General features: G+C 66.9%; 26 protein-coding genes. 8 read left to right on the forward strand and 18 right to left on the reverse strand.

The window, feature by feature from the left end; all coding sequences use genetic code 11:
* The 8 genes from QX048_RS24450 to QX048_RS24485 form a co-directional block, all read right to left on the reverse strand.
* Positions 1–1293, reverse strand: a complete 1293-nt coding sequence (locus tag QX048_RS24450) for a cytochrome P450 (protein ID WP_315825386.1) — start codon at positions 1291–1293, stop codon at positions 1–3.
* Positions 1293–2009, reverse strand: a complete 717-nt coding sequence (locus tag QX048_RS24455; RefSeq protein ID WP_316191451.1) for a class I SAM-dependent methyltransferase — start codon at positions 2007–2009, stop codon at positions 1293–1295. Before QX048_RS24455 ends, QX048_RS24450 begins: the two co-directional genes overlap by 1 nt.
* A complete protein-coding gene (locus QX048_RS24460) occupies positions 2006–2500 on the reverse strand; it encodes a hypothetical protein (RefSeq protein WP_315825388.1) in 495 nt (164 codons plus the stop codon). Before QX048_RS24460 ends, QX048_RS24455 begins: the two co-directional genes overlap by 4 nt.
* 50 nt (positions 2501–2550) lie before the next feature.
* The gene (locus tag QX048_RS24465) at positions 2551–5781 is read right to left on the reverse strand and encodes an AAA family ATPase (protein WP_315825389.1); all 3231 of its coding nucleotides are present in this window, start codon (positions 5779–5781) and stop codon (positions 2551–2553) included.
* A 116-nt stretch (positions 5782–5897) separates the two neighbouring features.
* Complete coding sequence (gene purD / locus QX048_RS24470) at positions 5898–7181, reverse strand: phosphoribosylamine--glycine ligase (RefSeq protein WP_315825390.1); 1284 nt, start codon at positions 7179–7181, stop codon at positions 5898–5900.
* 69 nt (positions 7182–7250) lie between these two features.
* Positions 7251–7565, reverse strand: a complete 315-nt coding sequence (locus QX048_RS24475; RefSeq protein WP_315716689.1) for a transcriptional regulator — start codon at positions 7563–7565, stop codon at positions 7251–7253.
* 4 nt (positions 7566–7569) lie between these two features.
* Positions 7570–8118 carry a hypothetical protein gene (locus QX048_RS24480; RefSeq protein ID WP_315753434.1) on the reverse strand — a complete coding sequence of 183 codons (549 nt, stop codon included), beginning with the start codon at positions 8116–8118 and terminating at the stop codon, positions 7570–7572.
* A 13-nt stretch (positions 8119–8131) separates the two neighbouring features.
* Positions 8132–9058: an alpha/beta hydrolase gene (locus tag QX048_RS24485; protein WP_315825474.1), complete on the reverse strand. Its 927-nt coding sequence runs from the start codon at positions 9056–9058 to the stop codon at positions 8132–8134.
* A gap of 193 nt (positions 9059–9251) precedes the next feature.
* Between QX048_RS24485 and xseA the strand changes: the two genes are divergently transcribed.
* Entirely contained in the window at positions 9252–10868 is a 1617-nt protein-coding gene (xseA, locus tag QX048_RS24490) for an exodeoxyribonuclease VII large subunit (RefSeq protein WP_315825391.1), read from the forward strand.
* 7 nt (positions 10869–10875) lie between these two features.
* Here xseA and QX048_RS24495 read toward each other — a convergent pair whose 3' ends face one another.
* Entirely contained in the window at positions 10876–11706 is an 831-nt protein-coding gene (locus tag QX048_RS24495) for a dienelactone hydrolase family protein (RefSeq protein ID WP_315716686.1), read from the reverse strand.
* Positions 11707–11907: 201 nt separating this feature from the next.
* Here QX048_RS24495 and QX048_RS24500 point away from each other — a divergent pair, with 201 nt between their 5' ends.
* Positions 11908–12135: a DUF2093 domain-containing protein gene (locus QX048_RS24500; protein ID WP_315716685.1), complete on the forward strand. Its 228-nt coding sequence runs from the start codon at positions 11908–11910 to the stop codon at positions 12133–12135.
* Here the strand turns inward: QX048_RS24500 and lpxK are convergent.
* From lpxK to QX048_RS24530, 6 genes are read right to left on the reverse strand one after another with little or no spacing between them, the layout of a single operon-like run.
* Complete coding sequence (lpxK, locus tag QX048_RS24505) at positions 12105–13130, reverse strand: tetraacyldisaccharide 4'-kinase (protein WP_315825392.1); 1026 nt, start codon at positions 13128–13130, stop codon at positions 12105–12107. The genes QX048_RS24500 and lpxK overlap by 31 nt on opposite strands.
* Positions 13123–14430, reverse strand: coding sequence for a 3-deoxy-D-manno-octulosonic acid transferase (locus tag QX048_RS24510; RefSeq protein WP_315753428.1), 1308 nt, complete (start codon positions 14428–14430; stop codon positions 13123–13125). Before QX048_RS24510 ends, lpxK begins: the two co-directional genes overlap by 8 nt.
* Positions 14423–15163 (reverse strand): lysophospholipid acyltransferase family protein, encoded by a 741-nt coding sequence (locus QX048_RS24515; RefSeq protein ID WP_315716682.1) that lies wholly within the window; start codon positions 15161–15163, stop codon positions 14423–14425. The genes QX048_RS24510 and QX048_RS24515 overlap by 8 nt, the downstream gene beginning before the upstream one ends.
* Before the next feature lie 17 nt (positions 15164–15180).
* Complete coding sequence (locus QX048_RS24520; RefSeq protein WP_009031572.1) at positions 15181–15420, reverse strand: DUF4170 domain-containing protein; 240 nt, start codon at positions 15418–15420, stop codon at positions 15181–15183.
* A 58-nt stretch (positions 15421–15478) separates the two neighbouring features.
* Positions 15479–16282, reverse strand: a complete 804-nt coding sequence (locus tag QX048_RS24525; RefSeq protein WP_315753464.1) for a 3'(2'),5'-bisphosphate nucleotidase CysQ — start codon at positions 16280–16282, stop codon at positions 15479–15481.
* Between the two features lies 1 nt (position 16283).
* Positions 16284–17672, reverse strand: coding sequence for a TldD/PmbA family protein (locus QX048_RS24530; RefSeq protein ID WP_409999197.1), 1389 nt, complete (start codon positions 17670–17672; stop codon positions 16284–16286).
* Positions 17673–17956: 284 nt separating this feature from the next.
* On the opposite strand from QX048_RS24530, the gene QX048_RS24535 reads away from it, so the two are divergent.
* Positions 17957–18481, forward strand: a complete 525-nt coding sequence (locus QX048_RS24535; protein WP_315825394.1) for a DUF6101 family protein — start codon at positions 17957–17959, stop codon at positions 18479–18481.
* Here QX048_RS24535 and ubiA read toward each other — a convergent pair whose 3' ends face one another.
* From ubiA to QX048_RS24550, 3 genes are all read right to left on the reverse strand, one after another.
* Entirely contained in the window at positions 18482–19414 is a 933-nt protein-coding gene (gene ubiA / locus QX048_RS24540) for a 4-hydroxybenzoate octaprenyltransferase (protein WP_315825395.1), read from the reverse strand. It lies immediately after the preceding gene.
* On the reverse strand, positions 19411–20088 hold the full coding sequence (locus tag QX048_RS24545; protein ID WP_409998679.1) for a hypothetical protein: 678 nt from the start codon (positions 20086–20088) through the stop codon (positions 19411–19413). The genes ubiA and QX048_RS24545 overlap by 4 nt, the downstream gene beginning before the upstream one ends.
* A gap of 266 nt (positions 20089–20354) precedes the next feature.
* A complete protein-coding gene (locus tag QX048_RS24550) occupies positions 20355–20789 on the reverse strand; it encodes a hypothetical protein (protein WP_315716677.1) in 435 nt (144 codons plus the stop codon).
* Between the two features lie 208 nt (positions 20790–20997).
* Here QX048_RS24550 and QX048_RS24555 point away from each other — a divergent pair, with 208 nt between their 5' ends.
* The 5 genes from QX048_RS24555 to QX048_RS24575 all read left to right on the forward strand — a co-directional run bounded on the left by QX048_RS24555 (position 20998) and on the right by QX048_RS24575 (position 25957).
* Positions 20998–21750 (forward strand): 16S rRNA (uracil(1498)-N(3))-methyltransferase, encoded by a 753-nt coding sequence (locus tag QX048_RS24555; RefSeq protein WP_315825396.1) that lies wholly within the window; start codon positions 20998–21000, stop codon positions 21748–21750.
* A gap of 119 nt (positions 21751–21869) precedes the next feature.
* On the forward strand, positions 21870–23030 hold the full coding sequence (locus QX048_RS24560) for an ATP phosphoribosyltransferase regulatory subunit (protein WP_315825397.1): 1161 nt from the start codon (positions 21870–21872) through the stop codon (positions 23028–23030).
* Positions 23027–24004 carry an ATP phosphoribosyltransferase gene (hisG, locus tag QX048_RS24565; RefSeq protein ID WP_315753420.1) on the forward strand — a complete coding sequence of 326 codons (978 nt, stop codon included), beginning with the start codon at positions 23027–23029 and terminating at the stop codon, positions 24002–24004. Before QX048_RS24560 ends, hisG begins: the two co-directional genes overlap by 4 nt.
* Positions 24005–24074: 70 nt before the next feature.
* Entirely contained in the window at positions 24075–25118 is a 1044-nt protein-coding gene (locus tag QX048_RS24570; protein ID WP_315716673.1) for a glycosyltransferase family 2 protein, read from the forward strand.
* Positions 25115–25957 carry a ChbG/HpnK family deacetylase gene (locus tag QX048_RS24575; protein WP_315716672.1) on the forward strand — a complete coding sequence of 281 codons (843 nt, stop codon included), beginning with the start codon at positions 25115–25117 and terminating at the stop codon, positions 25955–25957. The genes QX048_RS24570 and QX048_RS24575 overlap by 4 nt, the downstream gene beginning before the upstream one ends.
* Positions 25958–25984 lie beyond the last annotated feature (27 nt).

The raw sequence follows: 25984 nt of genomic DNA on the forward strand, positions 1-25984 counted from the left end.
TCATTCGCGAAAGCGGATGTGGATGGGAAGGCTGCTGACCCCGCTCATGAACGGCGACTCGACCCGGCGCACCCGTCCGGCGAGCGCGATATGCGACGTACGACGGAGCAGCTCCGCGAACACCGCGCGCATCTGCATCCGCGCCAGCTGCAGCCCCATGCAGACATGCGGACCGCGGCCGAAGGCGATATGCGGATTCGGACTGCGATCGATCCGGAACGTGCCGGCGTCGTCGAACATGGCTTCGTCGCGGTTGCCGGAATGAAAGAACAAGGCCAGCGCCTCGCCCTCGCGAATGACCTGGCCGGCGACCTCGGTGTCGCCGACCGCCGTCCGCATGAAATGGCGCACCGGCGTGGTCCAGCGCAGCATCTCCTCGATCGCCGGATCGAGCAGCTCAGGCTCGGCGCGCAACCGCGCGAGCTGGCCCGGGTCCGCGAGCAGCGCCTCGAGCCCGCCGGCCAAAGCGAGCGAGGTGGTGTCGTGGCCGGCCGTCACCAGCAGGATGAAATAGGAGATCAGCTCGTAATGCGGCATTGCGGCGCCATGCGGCGCGCTCTCTGCGATCAGGCTGGCGAGATCGTCGCGCGGGCTGGCGCGGCGGTCGGCGACCACGGCTTCGAAGTAGTCGCGCAGCGCCAGCATGGCCATGCGCATGGTGTCGCCGGGCGCCTCGGCAAAACGCCGCTGCGGATCCTCGGCGGCCACGAACCCCTGGGCGAGCCGGGCAAGCCGTGCGTCATCGGCTTCGGGCGTGCCCAGCATGCGACCGATGACGCGGAAGGTGAAAGGCAGCGCGACGTCGCGTGCGAAATCGCAAGCATCACCGCGCACGGCAACCCGGTCGAGGATCTCGGCAGCCCATTGCGTCAGCCAGCTCTCCATCGCGCGCAGAGCCGGCGGCGCGAAGGCGCCCTGGATGACCGCGCGATAGGCGGCGTGATCCGGGGCATCCATCTCGGTGAGGCTGCGGACGGCCTGCGGCTTGCCGGTGACCCGCTGCAGCACGGCCTCCGAGGCTTCGCTGGCAAGATAGGTGCGGGGTCCCGCAGCGAAATCCCTGCTCCGCGTCTCGATCGCGACGATGTCGGCGTAGCGCGTGACGGCCCAGAACGGACGCACGCCCGGGCGCTCGACCCAGTGCAGCGGCGCATGCTGGCGCAACAGTGCGCAGGCCCGTTCAAGCCGCAAGGGGCTGGCGTGACCTTTCGAGGAGATCAGCACATCCACCGCGCGCGCGATCGCGGCAGCGTGTCGACCGGGCTTGGATGAGAGCAACGGAGCTGCGGACATCAGTGCGACGGATCGCCGTCCGAGACGGCCGCCTCGGGTCTGCGGCGCACCAGCAGGGTGAACTCCTTCATGCCGTAACCGCCGATGACCTCGACCGGCGCGGCAAACTCGCGCTCACAATGGGCCGCCCAGATCTCCGGCGTGGTCCGGTACAGCCGCGCCGTCGCGGCATCGGAGGCCTCGTCATCGTCACCGTGGGCCCGCATGAAGTTGACGCCGAAGCCGCGGCGGCTGGTGGCGAACATCTGCCGCAACAGGCCCTTGATGTAACTCTCCCAGGCCTGGCGCGGATAGCCGACATTGACGTTCATGATGCCGGACGCGACCGAGTAGTCGGCGATGCGCGGGCTCTCCGCGGCAACGAGGAAACGCCGCTGCGGGCCAGCAAAGCGCCGACGGGCGCGGCTGATCATGGCGCGCGACAGATCGATGCCGAGATAGTCGATCTCGCAGGTCGGATAGCGCGCAGCCAGAAAGGGCACCAGCGCGCCATAGCCACAGCCGATGTCGTTGAGGCTGAACGGCGCCGACGCATCGCACAGCTTCATCAGCTGCACGAAGCGCAGGCCCTGCGTCGCCTCGCATGACCAGTCGACGCCCCGCGGCGTCGCGCCATGACGCGCGACGCATGCGGTGTAGTAGGCATCGACGTCGGAGCAAATGGCCTGAATAGAAGGAGCCTTTTGTCCGGCGCCGTCGCCTGCGGTCAGGCTCATTTTTTGCCGCGCTTCTGAACACGCCTGGTGCGAGCAACTTCGGCCAGGTTCTGACGCGCCTCTCGTCCGGGAGTGGTCGGTATCGAAACGATCACATGCGTTTCGAGCGAGAACACGACCGGACGGCCTTGCGTAACCGTCACCCGAGGATCGTCCGCTGCCGAATGGCAGACAATCGAAACAGGAAGCGGCTTCTCGGATTCCAGGTCGTCCTTGAACGCCCGGATGACACGGTCGTGACCATTCACGCCATCAAGATCGGAGGGATAGGTCCTGAGGTGTTCCAAGAAACGGTACCACCGGCGACGCTCAGTCCAATCCTGCGGCACGATCCCCAGCAAAGCGAACGATTGCTGCAAGTCATGCTGCAGTGAAAAAACTCCAAACTCGCGCTGCAGCTCGACCATTTCCGGCAAAGCTTCAGCCTCGAAACGCCTGTTCAACTGCACAAGAATATCGAGCGTAGTACTGTCTTTAATCATCATCCCCATGCGCCCAGCCTCCTAATAATGCTTCATGGAAAGCGGGCATACTGCACGGGTCATCTAGTACCTTCAAGAGAGGATCGGCACGCTATCAACATGGGTTTGTAGACCTCGGCACCCGAGACTTCCAGTAGGCGCTCGGCGTCGAGCAGCGATCCGACAGCTTCTGCGTCGTTCCGAAAATCGGAGTCGGACGAACTGATCAAACATCGCAGCAGCACCGCGTGGAGTTCACCGATCCTATCCGTCCTGCGTCGGGCGATGACGCTGGCTTCCTCAGCAACGTCGCGTGCACCACGGAGGTCTCCTGCGCGATAAAGGACGTCAGCCAGATCGCTCATCATGCGCGCTTCGAACTCGAGACCTGCCCTGGCGCGCCTCGAGTACTCGATCGCTTCCCTGAGATCATACGCGGCGTGAGTGAAATCGCCTGCAGCCGCCCGAGCAAGACCAGCCCCTGCCAACGCCTGCACCCGAATGTACGGCATGCCCGACGCTTCAGCGATCTGAAGCAGCTCGGCAGAGTGCAGAGCTGCGGCTTCAGCACGACCTTGCCATCGAGCAAACTCAACAGCGGCAAAGTGCGGGATAAAACGGACCACCGGAGCCAACTGTTCGGGAGGGGTATTCAACAGTTCGAAAAGCTGAATTTCGAGCTCAGCGAAACAGCCGAGCTGGACCAGGATTCGCGTCCTGAGGCACTTGATCCAATATTCAACATCGAATCCCAGGATCTGATTTGGCGTCAGCCCCAGGGTTACACTACTGTCAAAACCACCTTGGTTAGCGATCGTCGCCTGCGCCGTGTTCGCCGCTGCTAGCGCGTCTCGTGCTCTCCCCGACAGCAGAAGCGCCTGCGCCAGCATGGCGTTGACGGTCGCATAGCGGCCGACATCGCCCTCCTCCGAGGTCAGCTTGACCGCATTCTGCACGAGGTTGACGTAGTCGTCGGCTGCGCCGGTCGAGGCGAGGACGCGGCCGTAAGCGCCGAGCAGGATCGGCTCGTGCATCTTGTCCGAGGAGCGCGCATAGCGCAGCGCCTCCTCGGCGAAAGGCCTCACCTCCTCGGCCGAGATGCCCTCCCGCCATCCGCAATTGAGGATCTGGCCGCTGGCAAGCGCCCTGAGGCGATCGACGTGCTCGGATGGCGGCACCGTCTGCAGCATGGAGCGGATCTTTTTCCAAAGCCGCAGTGCCTCGGCCGTATTGGTGCGGCCGATCCAGCGCGCCGCGCGCTGCAGATGCTCGACGGCCTGCATGGTCTGGCCGGCGAATTCGTAGTGCGAGGCGATCAGGGCGGCGAACTCGTCCTGCGTGCCCCAATCCAGCGCCTCGATCGCCTTGGCCACGGCCACGTGCACGCCGCTCAGGCGCGAGCGCAGCTGCATGGCATAGGCCACCTCCTGGATCAGCGGATGGCGGAAGGCGAGCACGCCCATGTCGAACGGCGGCAGATCATAGAGAAGATCGGCATGCCTCAGTTGTGCGAGCGCGTCGAACAGGTCCGCCTCGCTGAGCCCCACGACAGGCTTGAGCACGGCGAGCGCGACCGAGCGGCCGATCACAGCCGCTGTTTCCAGGACGCTCTTGGCGGTCTCGCTCAGACGGTCGATGCGGGCCGCTACCACGGCATGCACCGTCGGCGGCAGCGGAATCGGGCCGATCCCGCCCTTCAGCCGATAGGCGCCGCGCTCACCCTCGAACCCGCCGCTCTCGGAGACCGCGCTCGCCAGCTCCTCGAGGAAGAAGGGATTGCCCTGCGCGCGCTCGATGATGTCGCCGACCAGCGCCTCGAGCGATGCGTCGTCGCCGAAGACGCCGCGCAGCAGTTTGCGCGCCTCGGCGGATGCGAGCGGCACGATGTGCAGCTCGTGAAACGGAGCCCGCTGCATGAAGGACGCGGCAAAACCAGGCCTGTAGTTCACGACCAGCAGCGTCTTGGTGCCGATCGAGGCCTCCGCGAGCGCCTCGACGAACTCCTCGCTGGCCTCGTCGAGCCAATGCAGGTCCTCGATCATGATCACCACGGCGCCATCCGCCGGCGCCGAGCGGAACAACGTCTTGAACACGTTGAGGAGACGCGTCTTGAACACGCCCGGATCGAGCCGAAGCGCAGGACGAGACGGATCGGCAAGGCTCATGAAGTCCAGCAGCAGCACCAGCGCCGTATCGGGAATGCCGAGGGCCTCGAGTCTGTCGACCACGCGCTGTCGCGACACCTCGACGGGCTCCTTCGCCCGGATGCCGAAGAAGTCGCGCAACAATTCGAGCACCGGCTGGAACGGGGTGGCGCGGCCATGTGCCAGCACGCGCGCCTCGTAGACGCGAATGCCCTGGCGGCGACAGTGCTCGGCGAACTCGAAGCACAGCCGGCTCTTGCCGATGCCGGCCTCGCCGACGATGCCGACCACAGCGCCACGCGCCGCCAGGACGTCGTCGAGCTCGCGTTCGAGCACCGCAAGCTGAGCGTTGCGCCCGATCAGCGGCAACAGGCGTTGGCCGCTGCGGAAGACGTCGCTCGCCGGCGCGTTCAGGCGGCCGATCAGCTTGTAGATCGACACCGGCGAGGCAATGCCGCGCAGCGTGCGGGTGCCGAGCGGCTCGGCTTCGACGAACTGCCTGGCGCCGGTGTAGGTCTCCTTGCTGATGAGGATGGTCCCTGGCTCGGCCATGTGCTCCAGACGATTGGCCAGATGCACGTTGGCGCCGGCCGCATCGTAGGTCTGGTACATGCTGTTCTCGACGACCTGGACGATCACCTCGCCGGTGTGCAGTCCGACGCGGACCTGCAGATGCGGATCCGCCAGGCGGGCGATCGAGTCCTGCATCGCGAGCGCACCGAGGCAGCCACGCACGGCGTGATCCTCGTGCGGCACCGGCGCGCCGAACAGGGCCATGACGCCGTCGCCCTGTGTCTTGTTGACGACGCCGTCATAGCGGTGGACGGCCTCTTTCATGAGGTTGAGGACCGGATCGAGCCGTTGCATCGCGAGTTCGGGATCGCCGAGACTATCGATGAGCTGGGTCGAGTCGCGAATGTCGGCAAACAGGATGGTGAGTCGCTTGCGCTCACCGCCCTTGCTGCTCAGGGTCCGTAGCACCCGCTGGGCGTTCTGATCCGGCTGAGCCAGCCGGCCCGGCAACGGCGCGCCGCATTGGCCGCAGAAGCGATTCGACGGGCTGTTGGTCTGGTTGCACGCCTCACATCTGAGGCTGAGCGGCTCGCCGCACCGGTCGCACGAGGCTCTCCCGGGCTGATTCTGCCTGCCGCACCGCGCGCATTCCATGGCCCCTCCGTTCCACGGCGGAACTGATTCATCCCATCACGGCATGAGTCTATGGAACTGCCACAATTCTCGCGGGAAAAATAGCCTTGCGGGGCCGACTGCGGCGATCACGATGCTCAGCCCCGACCGCTTTCCTGCGCCACCGCCTGCCAGGCAATGTCGCGCCGGCAGAAGCCGTCAGCCCATTTGATGCGGTCGACGGCCTGATAGGCCCGCGCCTGAGCCTCGGCGACGCTCTTTCCCGACGCGCAGACATTGAGGACGCGCCCACCATTGGCGAGAATGGCGCCGTCCTTCGCCACCGTGCCGGCGTGGAAGATCTCCACGCCCTCGATCCTCGCGGCATCGTCGAGTCCCTCGATGACACCACCCTTCGCGTAGTCGCCGGGATAGCCCTTCGCGGCCATGACCACGGTGACGGCGGCGTCGGGAAACCAGCGCAGGTCGAAATTCTTCAACTGCCCATCGCAGGCGGCCAGCATGGCGGGCACGAGATCCGACATCATCCGCAGCATCAGCACCTGACATTCCGGATCGCCGAAGCGCACGTTGTATTCGAACAGCTTCGGCCCCTGAGCCGTCAGCATCAGGCCGGCATAGAGAATGCCCTTGAAGGGTGTGCCCCGGGCGCTCATCCCGGCAATGGTCGGCTGAATGATCTGATTCATGATCTCGTCATGAATCTCCTGCGTCACGAACGGCGTCGGCGAATACGCTCCCATGCCGCCGGTGTTCGGTCCCTGGTCGTGATCGAACACCCGCTTGTGGTCCTGGGCGGAGGCCAGCGGTATCGCGGTCTCACCGTCGCACAGCGCGAAGAACGACACCTCCCGTCCTTCGAGAAACTCCTCGATGACGACCTCGGCGCCAGCGACGCCAAAGCCGCCCTCGAACATCATCTTGATGGCGTCCTCGGCCTCGGCAACCGTCTTGGCCACGACGACACCCTTGCCGGCCGCGAGTCCGTCTGCCTTGACGACGATCGGAGCGCCGTGCTCGCGGACATAAGCGAGCGCCTCGGGGGCATTGTCGAAGCGGCAGTAGGCGCCGGTCGGGATGTCGTATTCGGCGCAGAGATCCTTGGTGTATCCCTTGGAGCCCTCGAGCTTGGCGGCGAGCCTGGATGGGCCGAACGCCTTGATGCCGGCAGCCTCGAGATCATCGACGATGCCGGCGGCGAGCGGCGTCTCGGGGCCGACCACCACCAGATCCACCTTGTTCGCCCGGCAGAAGGCGATCACCGCCGCATGATCGGCGACGTCGAGCGCGACACATTCGGCCTCCTTGGCGATCCCGGCATTGCCGGGTGCGCACCACAGCTTGGTGAGCAGCGGCGAGCCGGTAATCTTCCAGGCGAGCGCGTGCTCACGGCCGCCGGAACCAAGGAGCAGAATGTTCATCGTCGATGCCGTCGCAGGGGTGGGCCAATTTGGACGCCCCAATTGCCCGGCCCTCGCAACGGAGTCAAATCATGGCTCCGGCGGCTTCGCGGCAGCGCCGGCAATGATGCCCTGCAGGTTCGCGACATAGCGGGCGAAGGCCGCACGGCCGGCCGCGGTCGCCGTGACCGTGGTCTGCGGCTTCTTGCCGACGAAGGCCTTGTCCACGGCGACGTAGCCGGCGCGCGCCAGCGTGTCGATATGCGCGCCGAGATTGCCGTCGGTGGCGCCGGTCAGCTTCTTCAGCCGGACGAATTCCAGCCCGGCCACGGCAGGCAGGGCATTCAGCGCCGCCATGATCTTCAGCCGCAGCGGTTGGTGGATGATCTCGTCGAGCTCCGCCAAACCGTCAGCTCCGCCGCATCCACAAGCCGCCGAGAACCAGGCCACCGCCATTGACGAACGCCATCCACAACGGGAAAGCCTTGCCGATGAAGAGGTAGCCGACCAGGGTCAACGCGGTGACGCAAAGGCCGAACACCGTGAACGCCGCGCCGAACCACAAGCCGGCGAGGCCGTAGAACAGCATGAAATAGATCGGCCAGAATGCGCCCATCTCGCGCGGTCCGAAATGGCCGATCGCTTCGACGAAGAAGCCGAACGCAAAGAACATGACGAAGGCGAGCAGCGCCCGGAGATCGAAGCTGCGTACGCCGGAACGCGCCTTCTCCGTCGCGCCCAACCCCAGCGACCCGGCCAGACCGAGGACATAGACCGATAGCCAGGCCTTGTCCGCGTAATTGGGCGCGAGATAGGTCACGAGATTGCCGGCGAAGACGAGAACGCCCCAGAGGATCATCAGCAGGCTCGACAGCCGATAGATCTGCGACTGCCGCACGCGCTTCGTCACATCCTCGATGTCGCTGAGCGCCCGCGCGGCTTCCAGGCTGTCGATCATGCGGTTTGGACCTCTAGTGCGTCGCCACGTCCTCGGCGATCGCGCTCACCGCCTGCGGCGCCGACACGATCTCCATGTGATTGACGCCAGCGATCAGCTTCACGTCAACGCCCGGCACGACGGCGTGCACCGCATCTGCATATTTGTCGGCGAGCATCAGCTCGTCATCGGCGCCGGCGATGACGGTCACCGGGTGCTTCGCCGCAGTGAAATCGGCCTTGTAGCCACGGGTCGCGAAATTGCGGAACAGCCGGTAGCTGTAGGTCGGCGCCAGGAATTTCTCCGAGTTCGGCCTGACAGCAAAGGCCAGCACAGGCAGTGCCTCGCAACACGGCATGCCGATGCGCCTGAGCACGCCGAGCGCCAGGATGCGCGGAATGTCGGGACCGGCCCAGCCGCCCGAATTCTCCCGGTTGGTCGGCGCGTCGTAACCCAGATAGGGCGCGAGCAGCACGGTGCGCGTGAACAGATCCTGGATCGGGGCGCTCGCCGCGCGCAGCGCGAAGCCGCCGCCAGCCGAATGGCCGAGCAACACGATCGGTTGGGCCGGAATCGACCTCCTGACCTCGGCGACGAGGTCGGCGAGATCGTCTTCGAGCTGTCCGAGATGGCCGATGTCGCCGCGGGTGCCGGAACCGCCATGGCCGCGAATGTCGGGCGCGAAGGTATCGATGCCGCGCGCCGCCAACGCATCGGCAAGGGCATGCACGGCGACGCTGGAGCCGGAGGAGCCGTGGACCACGATGGCGACCTTGCCGACAGCCGTTCCGCGCGCCGGGTAGTGGCGATAGGCGAGCTCGGTGCCATCGCGGGCACTGAAGCGCTGCAGGCCGGGCATGGTGCTGCGGTCGACCTGGCCGGCCGTCTCCGAGATCGACTTGAGCTCGGGCGGGCGCACCAGTGGCGTCGCGATCATCGCAGCCAGGGCCAAAGCGAGCATGCCCAAGAGGCAGAGCCCCCATCCTAGGACCCGAAACAGGAACTTCGCGCCGCGTCGCACGCTGTCCTCCAGCTTTCTGCATTTTACAGAGTACTCTGTATTATAGAGTTATCGAAAGGGCAATGGCTTGATTGGCGGCGGACGCGGAAAGCCCCTACCTTGGCTGCTGCTCCCTGAACCGAATCAAACAGCGATGCCGCCTGCGGAAGCCTTGCCCAACGCGCCCGAATTCACCGTCACCGAGCTGTCCTCGGCGCTGAAGCGCACGGTCGAGGACCAGTTCGGCCATGTCCGGGTGCGCGGCGAAATCACCGGCTTTCGCGGGCCGCATTCCTCGGGGCATTGCTATTTCGCGCTCAAGGACGAGAGCGCCAAGATCGAGGCGGTGATCTGGAAGGGCGTGCATGGCCGCATGCGCTTCAAGCCCCAGGAGGGGCTCGAGGTGATCGCCACCGGCAAGCTCACCACCTATCCGAACTCGTCGAAATACCAGATCGTCATCGAGGCGCTGGAGCCGGCCGGGATCGGCGCGCTGATGGCGCTGATGGAGGAGCGCAAGCGGAAGCTCGGGGCCGAAGGACTGTTCGATCCCGCACGCAAGCAACTGCTGCCATGGCTGCCCGAGGTGATCGGCGTGGTCACCTCGCCGACCGGGGCCGTCATCCGCGACATCCTGCACCGGCTCGAGGACCGCTTTCCTCGCCGCGTGCTGGTCTGGCCCGTGAAGGTGCAGGGCGAAGGCTCGGCCGAGCAGGTTGCCGCCGCGATTCGTGGCTTCAACGATTTGCCGCAGGATGGCCCGATCCCGCGGCCCGACGTGCTGATCGTCGCGCGCGGCGGCGGCTCGCTGGAGGACCTGTGGTCGTTCAACGAGGAGATCGTGGTCCGCGCCGCGGCCGAGAGCATGATCCCGCTGATCTCGGCGGTCGGCCACGAGACCGACGTGACCTTGATCGATTTCGCCGCCGACAAACGTGCGCCAACGCCGACCGCAGCCGCGGAAATGGCGGTGCCGGTGCGCAGCGAGCTGATGCAGGAGGTCGCAAGCCTCGCGCGCCGCGTCGGCGTCTGCTGGCAGCGCAGCCAGGAGAGCCGGCGCAACGAGCTGCGCGCCGCCGCGCGCGCCCTGCCCGGCCCTAGCGATCTGCTCGCCATTCCCAGGCAGCGGCTGGATTCGGCGGCCGCCAACCTGCCACGCGCGCTGAAGACCAACACGCATGTACACTTTCGCCAATTCGCGGCGGCGAGCGCCAAGCTCACTCTGCGCGTGCTGCACGCGCAGATCGCGCAATCACGCCATCGTCTCATCGCGTCGTCCGAGCGGCTGTCGCTGTCGTCGCGCGGCCAGTTGCACCGGCGGCGCGAGCGATTCGAGGCGCTCGACGCCCGCTTCAAGGCCTCGCGCCAAGCCTACGCCCAGGCCAAGCGCCAGGCCATCGGTCGCGAGCGCGACCGAACCGAACGTCTTGCCGAGCGGGCCCGGCGCGCGTTGCTGACCCAGCTTCAGCGCCTGTCGGCCCGCGTCGGCCAGAACGAGAAGCTCCTCACCGCGCTGTCCTATCGCAGCGTGCTGGCCCGTGGATTTGCCCTGGTGCGTGACGAGACCGGCCACCCGCTGCACCATGCCGCGAGCATCGGTCCGGGCGCCGCGCTCTCGATCGAATTTGCGGACGGCAAGGTCGCGGCCACGGCGGGCGCGGACCGCCCGCTTCCGCCGGCAGCGCCGTCATCGCCGAAACCTGCGCGCGAGGCCAAGCCTTCGGCACCGAAGCGCACGCCCGATCCCGCCGACCAAGGCAGCCTCTTCTGAGTGGCCTTCAGCGCGCCAGCCAATCGGCCACGAGCTTCTGCGCATCGGCGCGCGCCTCGGGATCCGAGCCGACATGGCCGCGCTCGGGCGCCCCGGCGTCGGATCCCGCGACCTGATGCAGCGGCAGGTTCACACGATCGAAATCGTGATAGGCGCCGGGATAGATGACGATGCGGGTCAGCGCGCTGCGGCCGCGCGCGCCATCGATCATCTGCCGGCATGCGGGCGGCGAATAGACGTCGTCCAGGCCGCCGATCAGCACCAATGTCGGGACGCGCGTGCTCCAGCCGAGGCCGGACGAGGCGCGGCAATCCGGATAGAACGCCACCGCCGAGCGAAAATCCGGCGAGACATGCTCGGGCAATTGCGGGCGCACCGCCCACAACAGCGCGCTCGCGCCGGCCGCCCAGCCGACCAGGCTGACCCGGTCGGGCATCGCCCAGGCTTGCTCGGCCAACCATTTCTGCGCGATCACGATGTCGGCGACACGCTCGCGCCGGCCGCTGATACGACGCTCCTTGACGCGGCATTGCGGGCCCAGCCCGCGCGAGCCGTAGCTGTCCGGCAGCAGGACGGCCTTGCCGTCCCTGACGAGTTCCTCGGCCCAGTCGCGATAGCGCGGCAGCACCGGCTCCGAGCGGCCGGAAAGCCCGCCGCAGCCGTGGAGCGCGACGACGACCGGAAACGGGCCGGCCCCCTTCGGCCGGTAGAGCTGGGCGTGCAGCACATAGCTTCCCGAGGGGATCTCGACCGCGACGGGCGCTGGCAACGGCTCTGCCAAGGCTGGAAACGCCGTGGCGCAGAGCAGTGAGACGACGATGGCGACGAGGGAGCGCATCAAACCAGCCGGGCGGGACAAGCGGCGGATATCGCAATCTAGCTAGCACGGAGTTTCGAGCAGAAGCATCACAAATCAGTGGGTTTGCGCGGGGGGACAGCGTCCCCCATCTATGCTAGGAAATCATCGAAATTCGGCCTTTCGTGTGCGCGCGGCGCCCGCGTAGGGGGACTTCACGTCAAGGAATTGGAGATCGCGGACGTGCTCAACAAGTTTGGTCCCTCGGGCCAGGGCGAGGCGCAGGTGCAGTATCTGGATGGCGATTTCCGGGTGATCTCACCGGGAAGCTATGTGCGCTGCGCGGTCACCGATGTGCGGATTCCGCTGGACGAGCTGAAGTATTGGAGTGTCGATCTGCAGGAAGCCTACGCCCTGCCGAGCGCCGTGCTGCAGCGGCATTATCCTGGCGCATTGAAGGCCAACGGCTGATCTTTGCGCTTCGCTGACAGCCGTTGCACAACCAGCGCGCGCAACGCGGCGAGATCGTCGAACTGCAGTGTGACCGGGAATGCCATGACATCGGGCGCGGCCTCGTGGCCGCGGAACCGCACGAGATCCTTTTCCGTGGTCACCAGGGCAAATCCATCACGTCTGGCTTCATTGGCGAGGGCTACGACGTCGCCCGCCGTGAACGGGTGGTGATCCGGAAAGGTACGCTCGCGCCTGACGTCGAGACCAGCGCCGCGAAGGGTGCGGAAGAAGCGGGCGGGGTCGCCGATCCCGGCAAACGCCAGCAACGGCCTGCCCCGCAGCGCCGCAACGATCTGCGGATCTGGCTGCAACGCGGCTGAAAACACCGGCTTGCCGGCCGACAACACATGTGAGGCGACCGCCTCGCTGGCTCGGCCGCTGCCGATCACGACCAATGCGTCGGTGCGCGCCAGTTGCGGCGGCAGCGGCGCGCGCAATGGTCCGGCGGGAAACACCTCGGCATTGCCGAGGCCGCGCGCGCCGTCGATCACGATCAGCGCGAGATCCTTCGTGATCGACGGATTCTGGAAGCCATCGTCCATCAGGATGACGGTGGCGCCTTGCGCCTTGACGAGACCGATGCCGTCGGCGCGATTGCGCGCCACGACGACCGGCACCCGCGCGGCCATCATCAGCGGCTCGTCGCCGACATCGGCAGCCTCATGGACCGCAGGATCGACGACGACGGGACCGCCCAGCCGGCCGCCATAGCCACGGCTCAGCACCACCGGCCGCTCGCCGAGGTCACGCAGAATATCCGTCAGCGCCAGCACGGTCGGCGTCTTGCCGGCTCCGCCGACGTGGAAATTACCGACGCAGATCACCGGCAGGCCGGCATCGACGCCGCCTTGCGCCATCCGGCGTGCGGCAACGGCGCCGTAGAGTGTCGAGAGCGGAGACAGCAGACGCGATTGCCAGGAGGCCGGCCGATGCCAGAAGGCCGGCTCACGCATCGCCGGCGGCCCCCATCTCGAGCCTGACCTGCAACAGATACGGCTCGAGCGCTGACAGCGTCCGCTCCAGCGCGCCACCGAGCTGATCGACCACCCGCGTTCCTGCCGCAACCAGGCTGTTGCCGGCTGCGGGATCAGCGAGCAGTTGCCGGAGTTGGCGGATCAGCGCCTCCTGATCGTGGGCGAGCCTGGCTCCCCCGGCTTTGTCCAGCGACTCATAGACGTCGGTGAAGTTGAACACGTGCGGCCCGTGCACGATGGCCGCACCCAGCTTGACGGCCTCGATCGGATTCTGGCCGCCATGCTCGACCAGCGAGCCGCCCATGAACACGACCGGCGCCAGCCGGTAGAACAGGCCGAGCTCACCCATCGTGTCGGCGACGTAGATGTCGGTGCCGGCGAGCGGCTGTTCCTCCCGCGACCGCAAGGCGCCCCGCAGGCCGGCACTTGCGACGAGCTCGGCGACCGCCGGGCCGCGATGCGGATGGCGCGGCACGATCACGGTGAGCAGCGACGGATAGGACACCGACAAGGCCCTGTGGGCCGCAATCAGGATCTCGTCCTCGCCGGGATGCGTGGAGGCGGCGACGACGACCGGACGGCCGCGCGTCATCGCCGTGAGCCGATCGAGCTTCGCCGGATCGGCGGGCGGCGCCGGCACGTCGAGCTTGAGATTGCCGGTGGTGATGACGTTGCGCGCGCCGAGCGCGGCGAACCGGTCGGCATCCGCCTGCGACTGCGTCAGGAAGAGATCAAAGCGTCCGAGCAAGGCGGAGATGGTGCCGGACATGCGGCGCCAGCGCGGGAACGAGCGCGGCGACATGCGGCCGTTGATCACCACCATCGGCACCCGCCGCGAGGCGCCGGCGAGGATGAGATTCGGCCAGAGGTCCGACTCGATGAACAGCCCGAGCGAGGGACGCCAATGATCGAGAAACCGCTCCACGAAGCGCGGCGTGTCATAGGGCACGTATTGGTGGATCACGTCGGGCGGGAAGCGCTTGGCCACGATGGCGGCCGACGTCACGGTGCCGGACGTGATGAGGATGCGGATGTTGAGCTCACGCAGCCGCTCGATCAGCGCCGCCGCCGCCAGCACCTCGCCGACGCTGGCACCGTGAATCCAGACCAGCGGACCCAGCGGGCGCGTGTCATGGCTCAGGCCGCGCCGCTCGTCGGTCCGCTCGGGATCCTCCTTGCCATGCTTGAGCCGCTGTCTGATCAGTGCCGGCGCAAGCGGCACCGCCGCCGAGGACAACCCGCGGTAGACACGCAGGGCCATCGGCAGGGGGCTAGGCACTCGATGCTCCCGACGCGACCGGCGGAGGACAGGCCTCGGGACGGCCGACGATCTCATAGGCGCGGCGCATGCATTCGTTCAGCGTCGCCTCGAGGTCGAGACGTGCCTCTTCCATCATCGCGGCGTCGGCATCGCGCGGCACGTTGATTTCCTTGATTCCCACCAATGCGCCGCGGCCGAATGGCAAATTGATGGTGGTGCTGTCCCAGTTCTTCAGGCGGATGAAGCGGCTCGTGACCATTGCGAACGGCATGATCGGACGTCCTGATTCGCGCGCGAGCATGATGATGCCGAGACCCGCAATCCGCGCCCGCTTCGGCACATCGGCGGTCGATGCAACATTATAGTTGTCTTCGAGCGCCCGCACCATCTCCTTGAACGCCCCCACCCCGCCTTTCCGGTGGAAGGAGGAGCCATGATCGCCGGAGCCGCGGATGGTTCCGATGCCGAGCCGCTCGGCGGCGATCGCGTTGAACTCGCCGTCGCGATGCCGGGAGATCAGCACCTTGGCGCGATAGCTCGGCTTGTTCTTGATGAAGGGGGTGAGCAGATGCTGGCCGTGCCAGAACGCGAAGATCGCCGGCATCTGCGGCTCGACGATGTCGTAGACCTCCGGCGGCTCATAGGTGAAGCGGTTGGTCAGCCACACCAGCCGCAGGTACTCGGCCGCGAGAAACCCGACGGCGCGCTGGAACCAGCCGCTACGCAGCGTATTACGGATCAGATGTTTCAAGTCGCGAGCTTTGCGTCTTACTTCGCATCCTGACCGGGATCGAGCAGCCGGTGCAGGTGAACGATGAAATAGCGCATGTGGGCGTTGTCGACCGTCATCTGCGCCTTGGCTCGCCAGGCGGCGTGGGCCGCCGCGTAGTTCGGATAGACGCCGACGATATCGACCTTGTCGAGATCCTTGAATTCGTTCTTGTCGAGATTGATGAGCTCGCCGCCGATCACGAGGTGAAGGAGCTGCTGCGAGGCGCTATCTGTCATCGGTATCGTTTCCTAGTCAACGCCTTGCAGGCGACGTGGAGGGTGCGATCCAGGGCGTTCAGTCCGGCGGTAACCTGCGATACTGCGCGACGATGTCGGCATGTCGGTCGCGGCCCGCTGCCACCAGCACCCCGTGCACCACCTCCGGACGATTATAGAGGATCGCCTCGCCGGACAACGCGGTCATTTTACCCCCCGCTTCCTGCACGATCAAATGAGCCGCCGCAAGATCCCAATCGCGGCTTTGCCCGCCTGCAAAAGCGGCATCGAGCCCGCCATGCGCGACACGGCAAAGGCGCAGCGCCAATGATCCGATTCGCGGATGGAGTTCAATCCGCGCAGAATCCGGAGCCAGCCGCTCAACCAACGGTTTTGGACCGGCCACGCGCGAGAATTCGAGCTCTCGTCCGGGCGCCACCCGAACCGGCTGTTCGTTCAACGTGGTGCCGCTACCGCGGGCGGCGAAGAAGAACTCCTCGCTGACCGGGACATGCACGGCGGCGAGTATCGGCGCACCGTGCTCGACCAGCGCAACGCTCACGCACCAGTCGTTGCGGCCGCCGAGATAGGACCGCGTGCCGTCGATCGGATCGACGATCCAGACTCGCGACCGGCCGAGTCTTTCCCGATCATCCGCGCTTTCCTCGGACAGCCAGCCGTAATCCGGCGTTGCGGATCGCAGCCTGCGTTCGAGCAGTGCATTGACCGCCATGTCGGCTTCGGAGACGGGCGACGACGCCCCCTTGGTCCATTTGCGCAGCTCCGTTCCGAACATCGAACGTGCGAGCTCGCCGGCTTCGCGGACCGCCTCCTTCAGGAGCCTGGCGTCTGCCGCGAGGCTGGTCTCGTTCGGTTTCTCGATCTCATCGTCCGCCAAGCGTCAATCCTTCGATGCGCACCGTCGGCGCATTGAGGCCATAGCGGAATTCCAGATCGCTGGCGGGCGTCATCGACTTGAATATCTCGAACAGATGCCCGGCGATCGTCACCTCGCTCACGGCATAGCCGATCTCGCCATTCTCGATCCAGAAGCCGGACGCGCCGCGACTGTAGTCCCCGGTGACGCCGTTGACGCCCGAGCCGATCAGGTCGGTAACGTAGAAGCCCTGCTTGATGTCCGAGATCAGCTCCTTGGCTGTCACGACGCCGGCTTCGAGATGCAGATTGAACGGACCGGGCGAAGGCGACGACGACACGCCGCGATGGGCGTGGCCGGTCGTCACCATGCCGAGCTCGCGCGCGGTGCCCGAGTCCAGCAGCCACGTCGTCAGCACGCCATCGTCGACCAGCGCGGTCTGCTTCACCTTCACGCCCTCGGCGTCGAACGGCTGCGACCGCAGTCCGCGCTTGCGCAGCGGATCATCGATGATGCGGATGCCCTTGGCGAAGAGCTGCGCGCCGAGCTTGTCCTTGAGGAAGCTGGTCTTGCGCGCAATCGAGGCGCCGTTGATGGCGCCGACCAGATGTCCGACCAGCGAGCCGGACACGCGGGGATCGAATACCACCGGCACCTGGCACGTCGCAACCTTGCGCGGATTGGCGCGCGCCACCGCGCGTTCGCCAGCGCTGCGCCCGACGGCCGCGGGCGCCAGCAGGTCGGCGCCGTGCGGAGCCGCCGTGTAGTCGTAGTCGCGCTCCATCCCGGTGCCTTCGCCGGAAATGGCGGTCGTCGAGATGCTCTGGCTCGAACGCAGATAGGCGCCGTGAAAACCGTCGCTCGTGACCAGCACCATGCCGCCGATGCCGGTCGAGGCCGACGCACCACCGGACTTCGTCACGCCCTTCACGCCGAGCGCGGCGGCCTCCGCCTCCTGGGCACGGCGCTCCAGCTCTGCGGTCGAGGGAATCTGCGGATCGAGCAGGTCGAGCTCGGGAATATCGCGCGCCAGCAGCGCCGGATCGGCGAGGCCGACATATTGGTCGTCAGGCGCCACCCGCGCCATCGCCACGGCCCGCTCGGCCAGCCGCGCCACGCCGTCCCCGCTGACGTCGTTGGTCGACACCACGGCCTGGCGCTTGCCGACGAGAACGCGCAGGCCGACATCGTCGCCTTCCGAGCGCTCGGATTCCTCGACTCGCCCGTCACGGACCTCGACGCCTTGCGAGATGCCGCGCACCGCGATGGCATCGGCGGCATCGGCGCCGGCCTTCCTCGCGGCTTCCACCAGCCGCTCGGCGAGCGTTCGCAGGGCGGACTGGTCGAGCAGATCTGATTGGGCTGATGTCGACGATGAGGCTGGGGAAGAGGTCACGAACACGATCCGATCGATGTCAGGTGGGCGGCGAAGACGGCTCAATCCAAACGAAATGTGGCCTGTTCACGCCGACTTCAAGCAGGACGGCAGACGGCACATCGGATTGTCGGCAAATCGGCAAGGTCTCGTCAATCATGCGGGGCAAGCGCTTGTCAATCATGACGGTGAGAGGATCATGCGTGAGATCTGATTAACCAGGCTTGTTAAGCCGATACGGGCGATCCACGTGGCAAGGTCACACGCATCGACCGGGAGCATAATCCCGGCGGGGAGACCAAGCCGTGAGGCGTCAAACAGCAACAGGCGGAAGCAATTCCGCTGGGTCGGGCCGCGTCCTGCGGCTCGACCCTCTTTCCCTGCCCGTCTCGTACAGCGCGCACGATACCCGTGCTGATGGCGGGATCCGGCAGATCGAATTGCACCGGGAGCGCGTGGTCCTGCGTCGTGCCGTCAGCGGCATGCGCATGGCCCTGAACCTCCGCGTCAGCGACTTCCTCGGCATCGGCGTGCGCGAAATCGACGCCACGCAGGTGATGCTGGTGCTCGTCCACCGCGACCCCTCCCTGACCATCCCGCTCTGCGTCAGCGACGACCAGAACGAGATCGTTGCTGCGTGGGCGATGTGGAGCGAGACGTTCGCGCTGCCGCAGTTGCAGGACGCGCGCCGCGAGGCCACGCCGCGCCGCCGCCGCCGCAACGCGATCCGCTCGCGCCGCCCGCGCTTCCTGATGCGCCGCCGTGTCGGCTGCCAGCTCAATCCGGCCTCGGTCCATCGCGGCGAGCGCGAGATCATCGCGCGCAACTGATCAGGTTGCGCGCAGCACGGCATCGACCAGCAGCCCTGCGAACATCAGCAGCCCAGCATCGCGGTTCGACTTGAACACCCGCAGGCACAGCGCCGGATCGGCGATATCCAGACGCCAGATCTGCCAGCCGAGATGCGCGGCAAAGCCCGCGAGCCCGAGCCACGCCGCGACATGCACATGGGCGGTCGCGAAGGCGGCCCCTATCAGCATGACGGCCAAACCGTAGAAGACGACCAGCGCCAGATGGGTGCGCTCGGCAAACAGGCGCGCGGTCGACTTGATGCCGATCAGCGCGTCATCCTCGGCGTCCTGATGTGCGTAGATCGTGTCATAGGCGATCACCCACGAGATCGACCCGGCGTAGAGCAGCAGCGCGGTTGCATCGATGCGGCCGAACGCAACCGCAAATCCCATCAGCGCGCCCCACGAGAAGGCGAGACCCAGCACGACCTGCGGCCACCAGGTGACACGCTTCATGAACGGATAGATCGCGACGATCAGCAACGAGGCGATGCCGGTGGCGATTGCGAACCGGTTGAACTGTAGCAGCACAACCAAGCCGATCAGGGCCTGCGCCACCAGGAAGGCGAGCGCCTGCTTCACGCCGACCTGCCCGGCCGGAATCGGTCGCGAACGGGTGCGCTCCACCTTGGCGTCGAGATCGCGGTCAGTGATGTCGTTCCAGGTGCAGCCGGCGCCACGCATGACGAACGCGCCGACGAAATAGAGCCCGATCCACGCAGGCAGCATGGACAGATCCCCGCCGATCCCGGCCGCCAGAGCGGCCGACCACCAGCACGGCATCAGCAGCAGCCAGGATCCGATCGGGCGATCGAAGCGGGCGAGCCGCAGGTAAGGCCGGCTCCACACCGGCGCCAGCGTGTCGACCCAGTTGCCGGTCGCGTCAGCAACGCGGACGGCGGTCGTGCTCATCGGGTGAGAACGTTGCCAGTCATGGTGTCGAAGGCGGAACCGCCCTTCTTCGTCGTGTTGGCCTCAGGCAGCGCAGCCGACGAGCCCAGCACGTCGCTCAGGCTCGGAGCCGCGGGCCTTCCGGCCCCCGACTGCATCTGCGCCGCCACGGCACAGACCTTCTTTTCCAGCGCGTCGGTGTTCTTGTGACCGGCCTTCAGCTGATCGGAGATCTGCTGGGGGATGCCGCAGCTCGCCGCATGCGCCTCGACATATTTGATCATCTTCACTTCGGCCTTGCCGAAATTGGCGATCAGCTTGCAGGCCTCGTCAGGCGAGGCCTTGCGGTCGCTCGCGGCCTTGATCAGCTTGCCGCGACGCTCGGCTTCCTCGCGCAGCGGCATGAACTCCTTCATGCAGCTCTCCGGCGGGCCACCCTGCGGCGCGGCTCCCATCGGGGCCGGCTGGAAGCCGCCACCGCCACCGCCGCCGAACGCCGAGGCGCCTGGACTGGGGAACGGACTTGCCGGGGCTGCGGCCCGGGTCGGCGCCGCACCGTTGATGGGTGGAAACGGCGAATTGCTGGTCTGGGCCTGGCCAGGCATCGGCGCGGGAAACGAGCTCTGCGCGAAGACCTGCCCTGTGGAGAGCACCAGCGCGGCAATGGCGAGCGGCATGAAAGACTGGCGGACGATCAAGGCTGGTTCTCCGGCAAGACCAAGAATCCTCAACACTTCCGGATGAAAGCACGATCCGATCCGGGGCTTTTACGATTCTCGCCCGTCCAGCACAACCGCGGATTTGATCACATCCGCGGCGCAGAGACGCAGCCGGGTTCCAACCGGCGCGGAGGCCCAAAACGAGGCCCTTCCCGAACGTCGGAGCCCAAAAATCCGTTCACTCCGCGCCCTCGCCCACCTGGTCAAGCCGGAGTCGCCAGTTCAGCGGCCGGCGGGACGGTTCACGTCGCCGTGCACACCTTGCGCATCACGGCCAGGGTGTTTTCGTGATTCGCCTTCAACTGATCGGTGATCTTGGCGGGGATTCCACATAGCGAGGCATGCGCGACGGCGTAGTCGATCATCTTGGTCTGGGCGAGCTCGTAGTCATGCACCAGCTGACAGGCCTCGCCGGGCGCAAAGCGCCGCTCGGTCGCCGCCTTGAGCAGCTTGGCCCGGCGGGCGGTCTCGTCCCGCAGCGGGGTAAACTCCTTCAGGCAGGTCTCGGGCGGGCGGAAGCCAGCCACGCCGGCACCGCCCGGAACCGCGGGGGCCGCCCGTTGCGGCGGCGCGGCGACCGCCTTGTCATCGGCCCGGGACGGCGCGGCGACCATCACCGCGATGATCGCGACCAGCGCCCAGATCGCAAGCGCCGAAGTCGAATGTCTCAAGATCAAGGCCGTTCTCCGCATCGAGGCTTACGGAATCGTCGGATGTCCGTCCCGGGGGACGACCGGCGGGATCGAAACGGTAAAATCTGTCGACAGCACGGCCGAAAGGCGCCATCGCCGATATCCGATACAACACCACGTGACGGCTCTTCCGGCTTTGCGGCTGGCGCGTGGGTCCGGTAAGCAACGTCCATCATCGGCTCCGCTTCGCTCCATGCCCGCATACGACTTCAACGCCCCGCGCCTGTTCGTCGACGCGCCCCTGCAGGAGGGAGGCTCGGTCGCGCTCGACCGCAACCAGGGAAATTATCTCGGCAACGTCCTGCGCCTTGGCGCCGGCGATCACGTGCTGGCCTTCAACGGCCGCGACGGCGAATGGCGGGCCGTGATCGAGGGCCGCAAGCGGCCGGATGGCCTGACGATCCAGCAGCAGAGCCGGCCGCAGGATCAGCTGCCGGACATCGCCTACGTCTTCGCACCGCTCAAGCACGCGCGGCTGGACTACATGGTGCAGAAGGCGGTCGAGATGGGCGCCGCGCGGCTGGAGCCGGTGATCACCCGTCGCACCCAGGTGTCGCGCGTGAATGGCGAGCGCATGCGCGCCAACGTGGTCGAGGCCGCCGAGCAATGCGGCATCCTCAGCCTCGCCGACGTCAAGGACCCGGTGCCGCTGGAGCGCTTCCTCGCGCAGCGGCAACCCGAGCGGCTGCTGGTGTTCTGCGACGAGGCGGCCGAACTGGCCGATCCGCTGCAGGCCCTGCGCGGCGGCCAGAATGCGGCCGGCATCGACCTGCTGATCGGACCGGAGGGCGGTTTCGCCGACGATGAACGGACGCTGCTGCTGCGCCAGCCGCATGTGATCAGGTTGCCCCTGGGCCCACGCATCCTGCGCGCGGATACGGCCGGCGTTGCCGCCCTCGCCGTAATTCAGGCGACGCTCGGAGACTGGGCCGGAGCCCGCGGTTAAGGCATCCGACCAATTGTGGCGCGCCGCGGCCATTCCCAGTCGAAACCGTCAAACGGCCATGCTAAGGGGCAGCCGCCGCTTCCAGCGGGCGCCCAAGCCACTTTGGAACTCGAATCGACATGACCGGACCCGCTCCGACCGGACCCGCCGCGTGGGCGGACACGCTGCTGCAATCCTTCGCCCAGGCCGGCTATGAGCGGGCCGAGCCGGCGATCCTGCAGCCGGCCGAGCCGTTCCTCGACCTCTCCGGGGAGGACATCCGCAAGAGCCTCTATCTGACCAGCGACGCCGCTGGCGAAGAGCTGTGCCTGCGCCCCGACCTGACCATTCCCGTCGCCCGTGACTACCTCGCCTCGGCCCGCGCCGGGCAGCCGGCCGGCTTCAGCTACCTTGGTCCAGTATTTCGCTACCGCGAGGGCCGCCCGAGCGAGTTCCTGCAGGCCGGGATCGAATCGTTCGGCCGCCAGGACCGGCCCGCTGCCGATGCCGAGATGCTGGCGCTGGCGATCGAGGCGACCGCGACCGCCGGCCTTGCCGCGGTGGATATCCGCACCGGCGACGTCGCGCTGTTCACGGCCTTGATCGACGCTCTCGATCTCTATCCGGTCTGGCGGCGGCGGCTGATCAAGGACTTCAACCGCAAGCGCACCCTGGCGCAGGACCTCGAGCGGCTGGCAATCGCCTCGGTGGCACCGCGCAACGAGTATGAGGGCGTGCTCGCTGCTCTGGCCGGCTCCGACCGCAAGGCGGCGCTCGCTCTGGTCACCGACCTGATGTCGATTGCCGGCGCAACCGCCGTCGGCGGCCGCACGGTGGCGGAGATCGCCGACCGCTTCCTCGAGCAGTCCACCCTCAAGAGCGGGGCGCTGCCGCGTGACGCGCTGGACCGCATCAAGCGCTTCCTCGCCATCAGCGGCAGCCCGACCGAAGCCGTCCAGCAGCTTCGCGCCCTCGCCGCCGATGCCAAGCTCGACATCTCGGCCGCGATCGACGCGCTGGAGGCCCGCGCCGGCTTCATGGCCCAGCGCGGCATCGACATCGCCAAGGTGCGCTTCGCCACGTCGTTCGGCCGCGGCCTCGACTACTACACCGGTTTCGAGTTCGAGCTGCATCATCCTGACAATGGCGACGAGCCGCTGGTCGCGGGCGGCCGTTATGACGGCCTGCTGAGCCAGCTCGGCGCCGCCGAGTCGATTCCGGCCGTCGGCTTCTCGATCTGGATCGAGCGCCTGGCCCAGAGCAGCGCCGTGGGCAAGTCCCCGGTCGGGAGAGCATCATGAGCGGCCCCCTCGTCCTTGCCGTTCCCTCCAAGGGACGTCTGCAGGAGAATGCCGAAGCCTTCTTCGGCCGCGCCGGGCTGAACCTGTCCAAGCCCGGCGGCGCGCGCGACTATCGCGGCACCATCGCAGGTCTCGACAATGTCGAGATCGCCTATCTCTCTGCGAGTGAGATCGCCTCGCAACTGGCGCGCGGCAGCGTGCATCTCGGCGTCACCGGCGAGGACCTCGTGCGCGAGAGCATCACCGATGCCGACAAGCGCGTGCTGCTGATCGATACGCTCGGCTTCGGCGGCGCCAACGTGGTCGTCGCGGTGCCGCAGGCCTGGATCGACGTTCGGACCATGGCCGATCTCGACGACGTCACCACCGGTTTTCGCGCCCAGCACAATCGCCGGATGCGCGTCGCCACCAAGTACATCAACCTGACGCGCAGCTTCTTCGCCGCCCACGGCATCGTCGATTACCGCATCGTCGAGAGCGCCGGCGCCACCGAGGGCGCGCCCGCGGTCGGCACGGCCGAGCTGATCGTCGACATCACCAGCACCGGCTCGACGCTCGCCGCCAACGGGCTGAAGGTGCTGGACGACGGCGTGATCCTGCGCAGCCAGGCCAACCTGGTCGCCTCGCGCGACGCCGACTGGTCGGAGGGTCCGCGCGAGAGCGCCCGGATCATTCTCGACCACATCCATGCCCGCGCCCGCGCCAGCAAATACCGCGAGGTCCGCACCCGCTTCAAAGGGTGCGACGCAGCAATGCTGACCGAGGCGCACAACCGTTTCGGCGTCGTGGCGCCGTTCGGCGGCCCGACCTCGTCCGGCATGCTCACCCTGCACTGCCCGCCGGCGCAGATCTACGCGCTCGGCAGCTTTCTGCGCACGCATGGTGCCGAGACCGTCTCGGTCGCCTCGCTCGACTACGTGCTCGACCGCGAGAATCCGCTGTTTGCCCGCCTCGAGGCCTTCCTGCGATCATAAATCGCCGTTCATCGTAGCGACAGGTGAGCGCGACTACCATATGTTGGTAGGAGAACGAGGACTCTGAGCGATGCTGGGAACTGACGTGTCCGACCTGACCACGACCGCGGCCGACGCCGCGTCGCAGGGACTGTCGATCGTTATCCCCGTCTATAACGAGGGCGCGGGACTGACGGCGCTGCACGAGCGGCTGAATAATCTCGCACGCACCCTGCGTCAGCGCTTCGGTCTCGCCTGTGAGCTCGTTTATGTCGACGATGGCAGCCGCGACAACACGCTCGCGATTGCCCGCACCCTGCAGGCCGATGCGCTCGATGTGCAGGTCGTGTCGCTGTCGCGCAATTTCGGCAAGGAGGCCGCGCTGATGGCCGGCCTCGATCATGCCCGGCGCGGCGCGGTGCTGTTCATGGACGGCGACGGCCAGCATCCGCCGGCCCTGGTCGAGCAACTCGTCACGCACTGGATCAAGGACGGCTACGACGTCGTCTATACCGCCAAGGCGCATCGCGACAACGAGCCGTTCCTGCGCCGGGTCGCCGTTCACGGCTTCTACGCGCTCATCAACTGGGGGGCGCGGCAGAAGATTCCGGAGGATGCCGGCGACTTCCGCCTGCTCTCGCCGCGCGCGGTGGCCGCGCTACGGCAGCTGCCCGAGCGCAACCGCTTCTTCAAGGGCCTGGCGAGCTGGATCGGCTTCCGTCAGATCCGCGTCGACTATGAGCCAGCGGCCCGCGCCCATGGCGTCACGACCTTCAACCTGACCGGCCTGCTAGGCCTGTCGATCGAAGGTCTCACCTCGTTCTCGGTCGCGCCCTTGCGCTTCGCCAGTCTGCTCGGAATCCTGCTGGCCTCGGCCGCGTTCCTGTTCGGCCTCTCGATCCTCTGGGAGACCTTCACAACCGGCAAATCGGTGCCTGGCTATCCCTCGCTGATGGTCGGCCTGATGACGATCGGCGGCGTGCAGCTGATCATGATCGGCATCATGGGCGAGTATATCGGCAAGATCCTGTCCGAGCTGAAGGCGCGTCCGATCTACTTCGTCGCCGAGCACAGCGAGAAGCGTGCAGCGCTCGATGCACGGAGCGACGGCGCCGAGAGGAACGCCGCCGAATGAGCGCGACGCCGCACCGGCGCATCTGGCTGTGCGCCGACGACTATGGCATCAGCCCCGGGGTCAACAGCGCCATCCGCGACCTGATCGCGCGCGGTCGGCTGAACGCCACCTCGGTGATGACGGTGGGCGCCGCGATCGGACGCGACGAGGTGACGGAGCTGACCAAGGTCGCGTCGGACAGCCCGCGTTGCGCCATCGGCCTGCACGTCACGCTGACCGCGCCATTCCGGCCCCTCACCATGCACTTCCGCCCGTCGGAGGGCGGCATGTTCCTGCCCTTTCCCAAGCTGCTGCGCGCCGGAATGTCCCGCCGGCTCGATCCCGAGCTGATCCGCGCCGAGGTGCTGGTGCAGCTTGCGGCGTTCGGCGAGCTGTTCGGCCGCGCCCCGGATTTCGTCGACGGCCATCAGCACGCCCAGCTCTATCCGCAGGTGCGCGAGGGCTTCCTCGCCGCGGTCAAGGAAGCCGCGCCGGCGGCCTGGGTGCGTCAGGGGGGGCGGAACGTGCCGCTGATGCAGCGGCTGACGGCACCGAAGGCGCTGCTGCTGGACGTCCTGAGCGCCCAATTCCGCCGTCATGCCAAGCGGGCCGAGATCGCCTTCAATCCTGCCTTCGCCGGCGCCTACGACTTCAGCAAGACCTCGGATTTCGCCACGTTGATGGACGGCTTCCTGGAGGAGCTGCCCGAGGACGGGCTGGTGATGTGCCACCCCGGCTTCGTCGACGACGTCCTGATCGAGCTCGATCCCTTGACCGTCCAGCGCGAGCACGAGCACGCCTATCTCGCCGGCGAGCATTTTCCAGCGCTGCTCGACCGCCGGCGGATGACGCTGGCCTGAACGGATCTTGCGGGTCTGCGACGAACA

Origin of the sequence: Bradyrhizobium sp. SZCCHNS30572 (assembly GCF_032484415.1) — a bacterium.
Classification (GTDB): domain Bacteria; phylum Pseudomonadota; class Alphaproteobacteria; order Rhizobiales; family Xanthobacteraceae; genus Bradyrhizobium.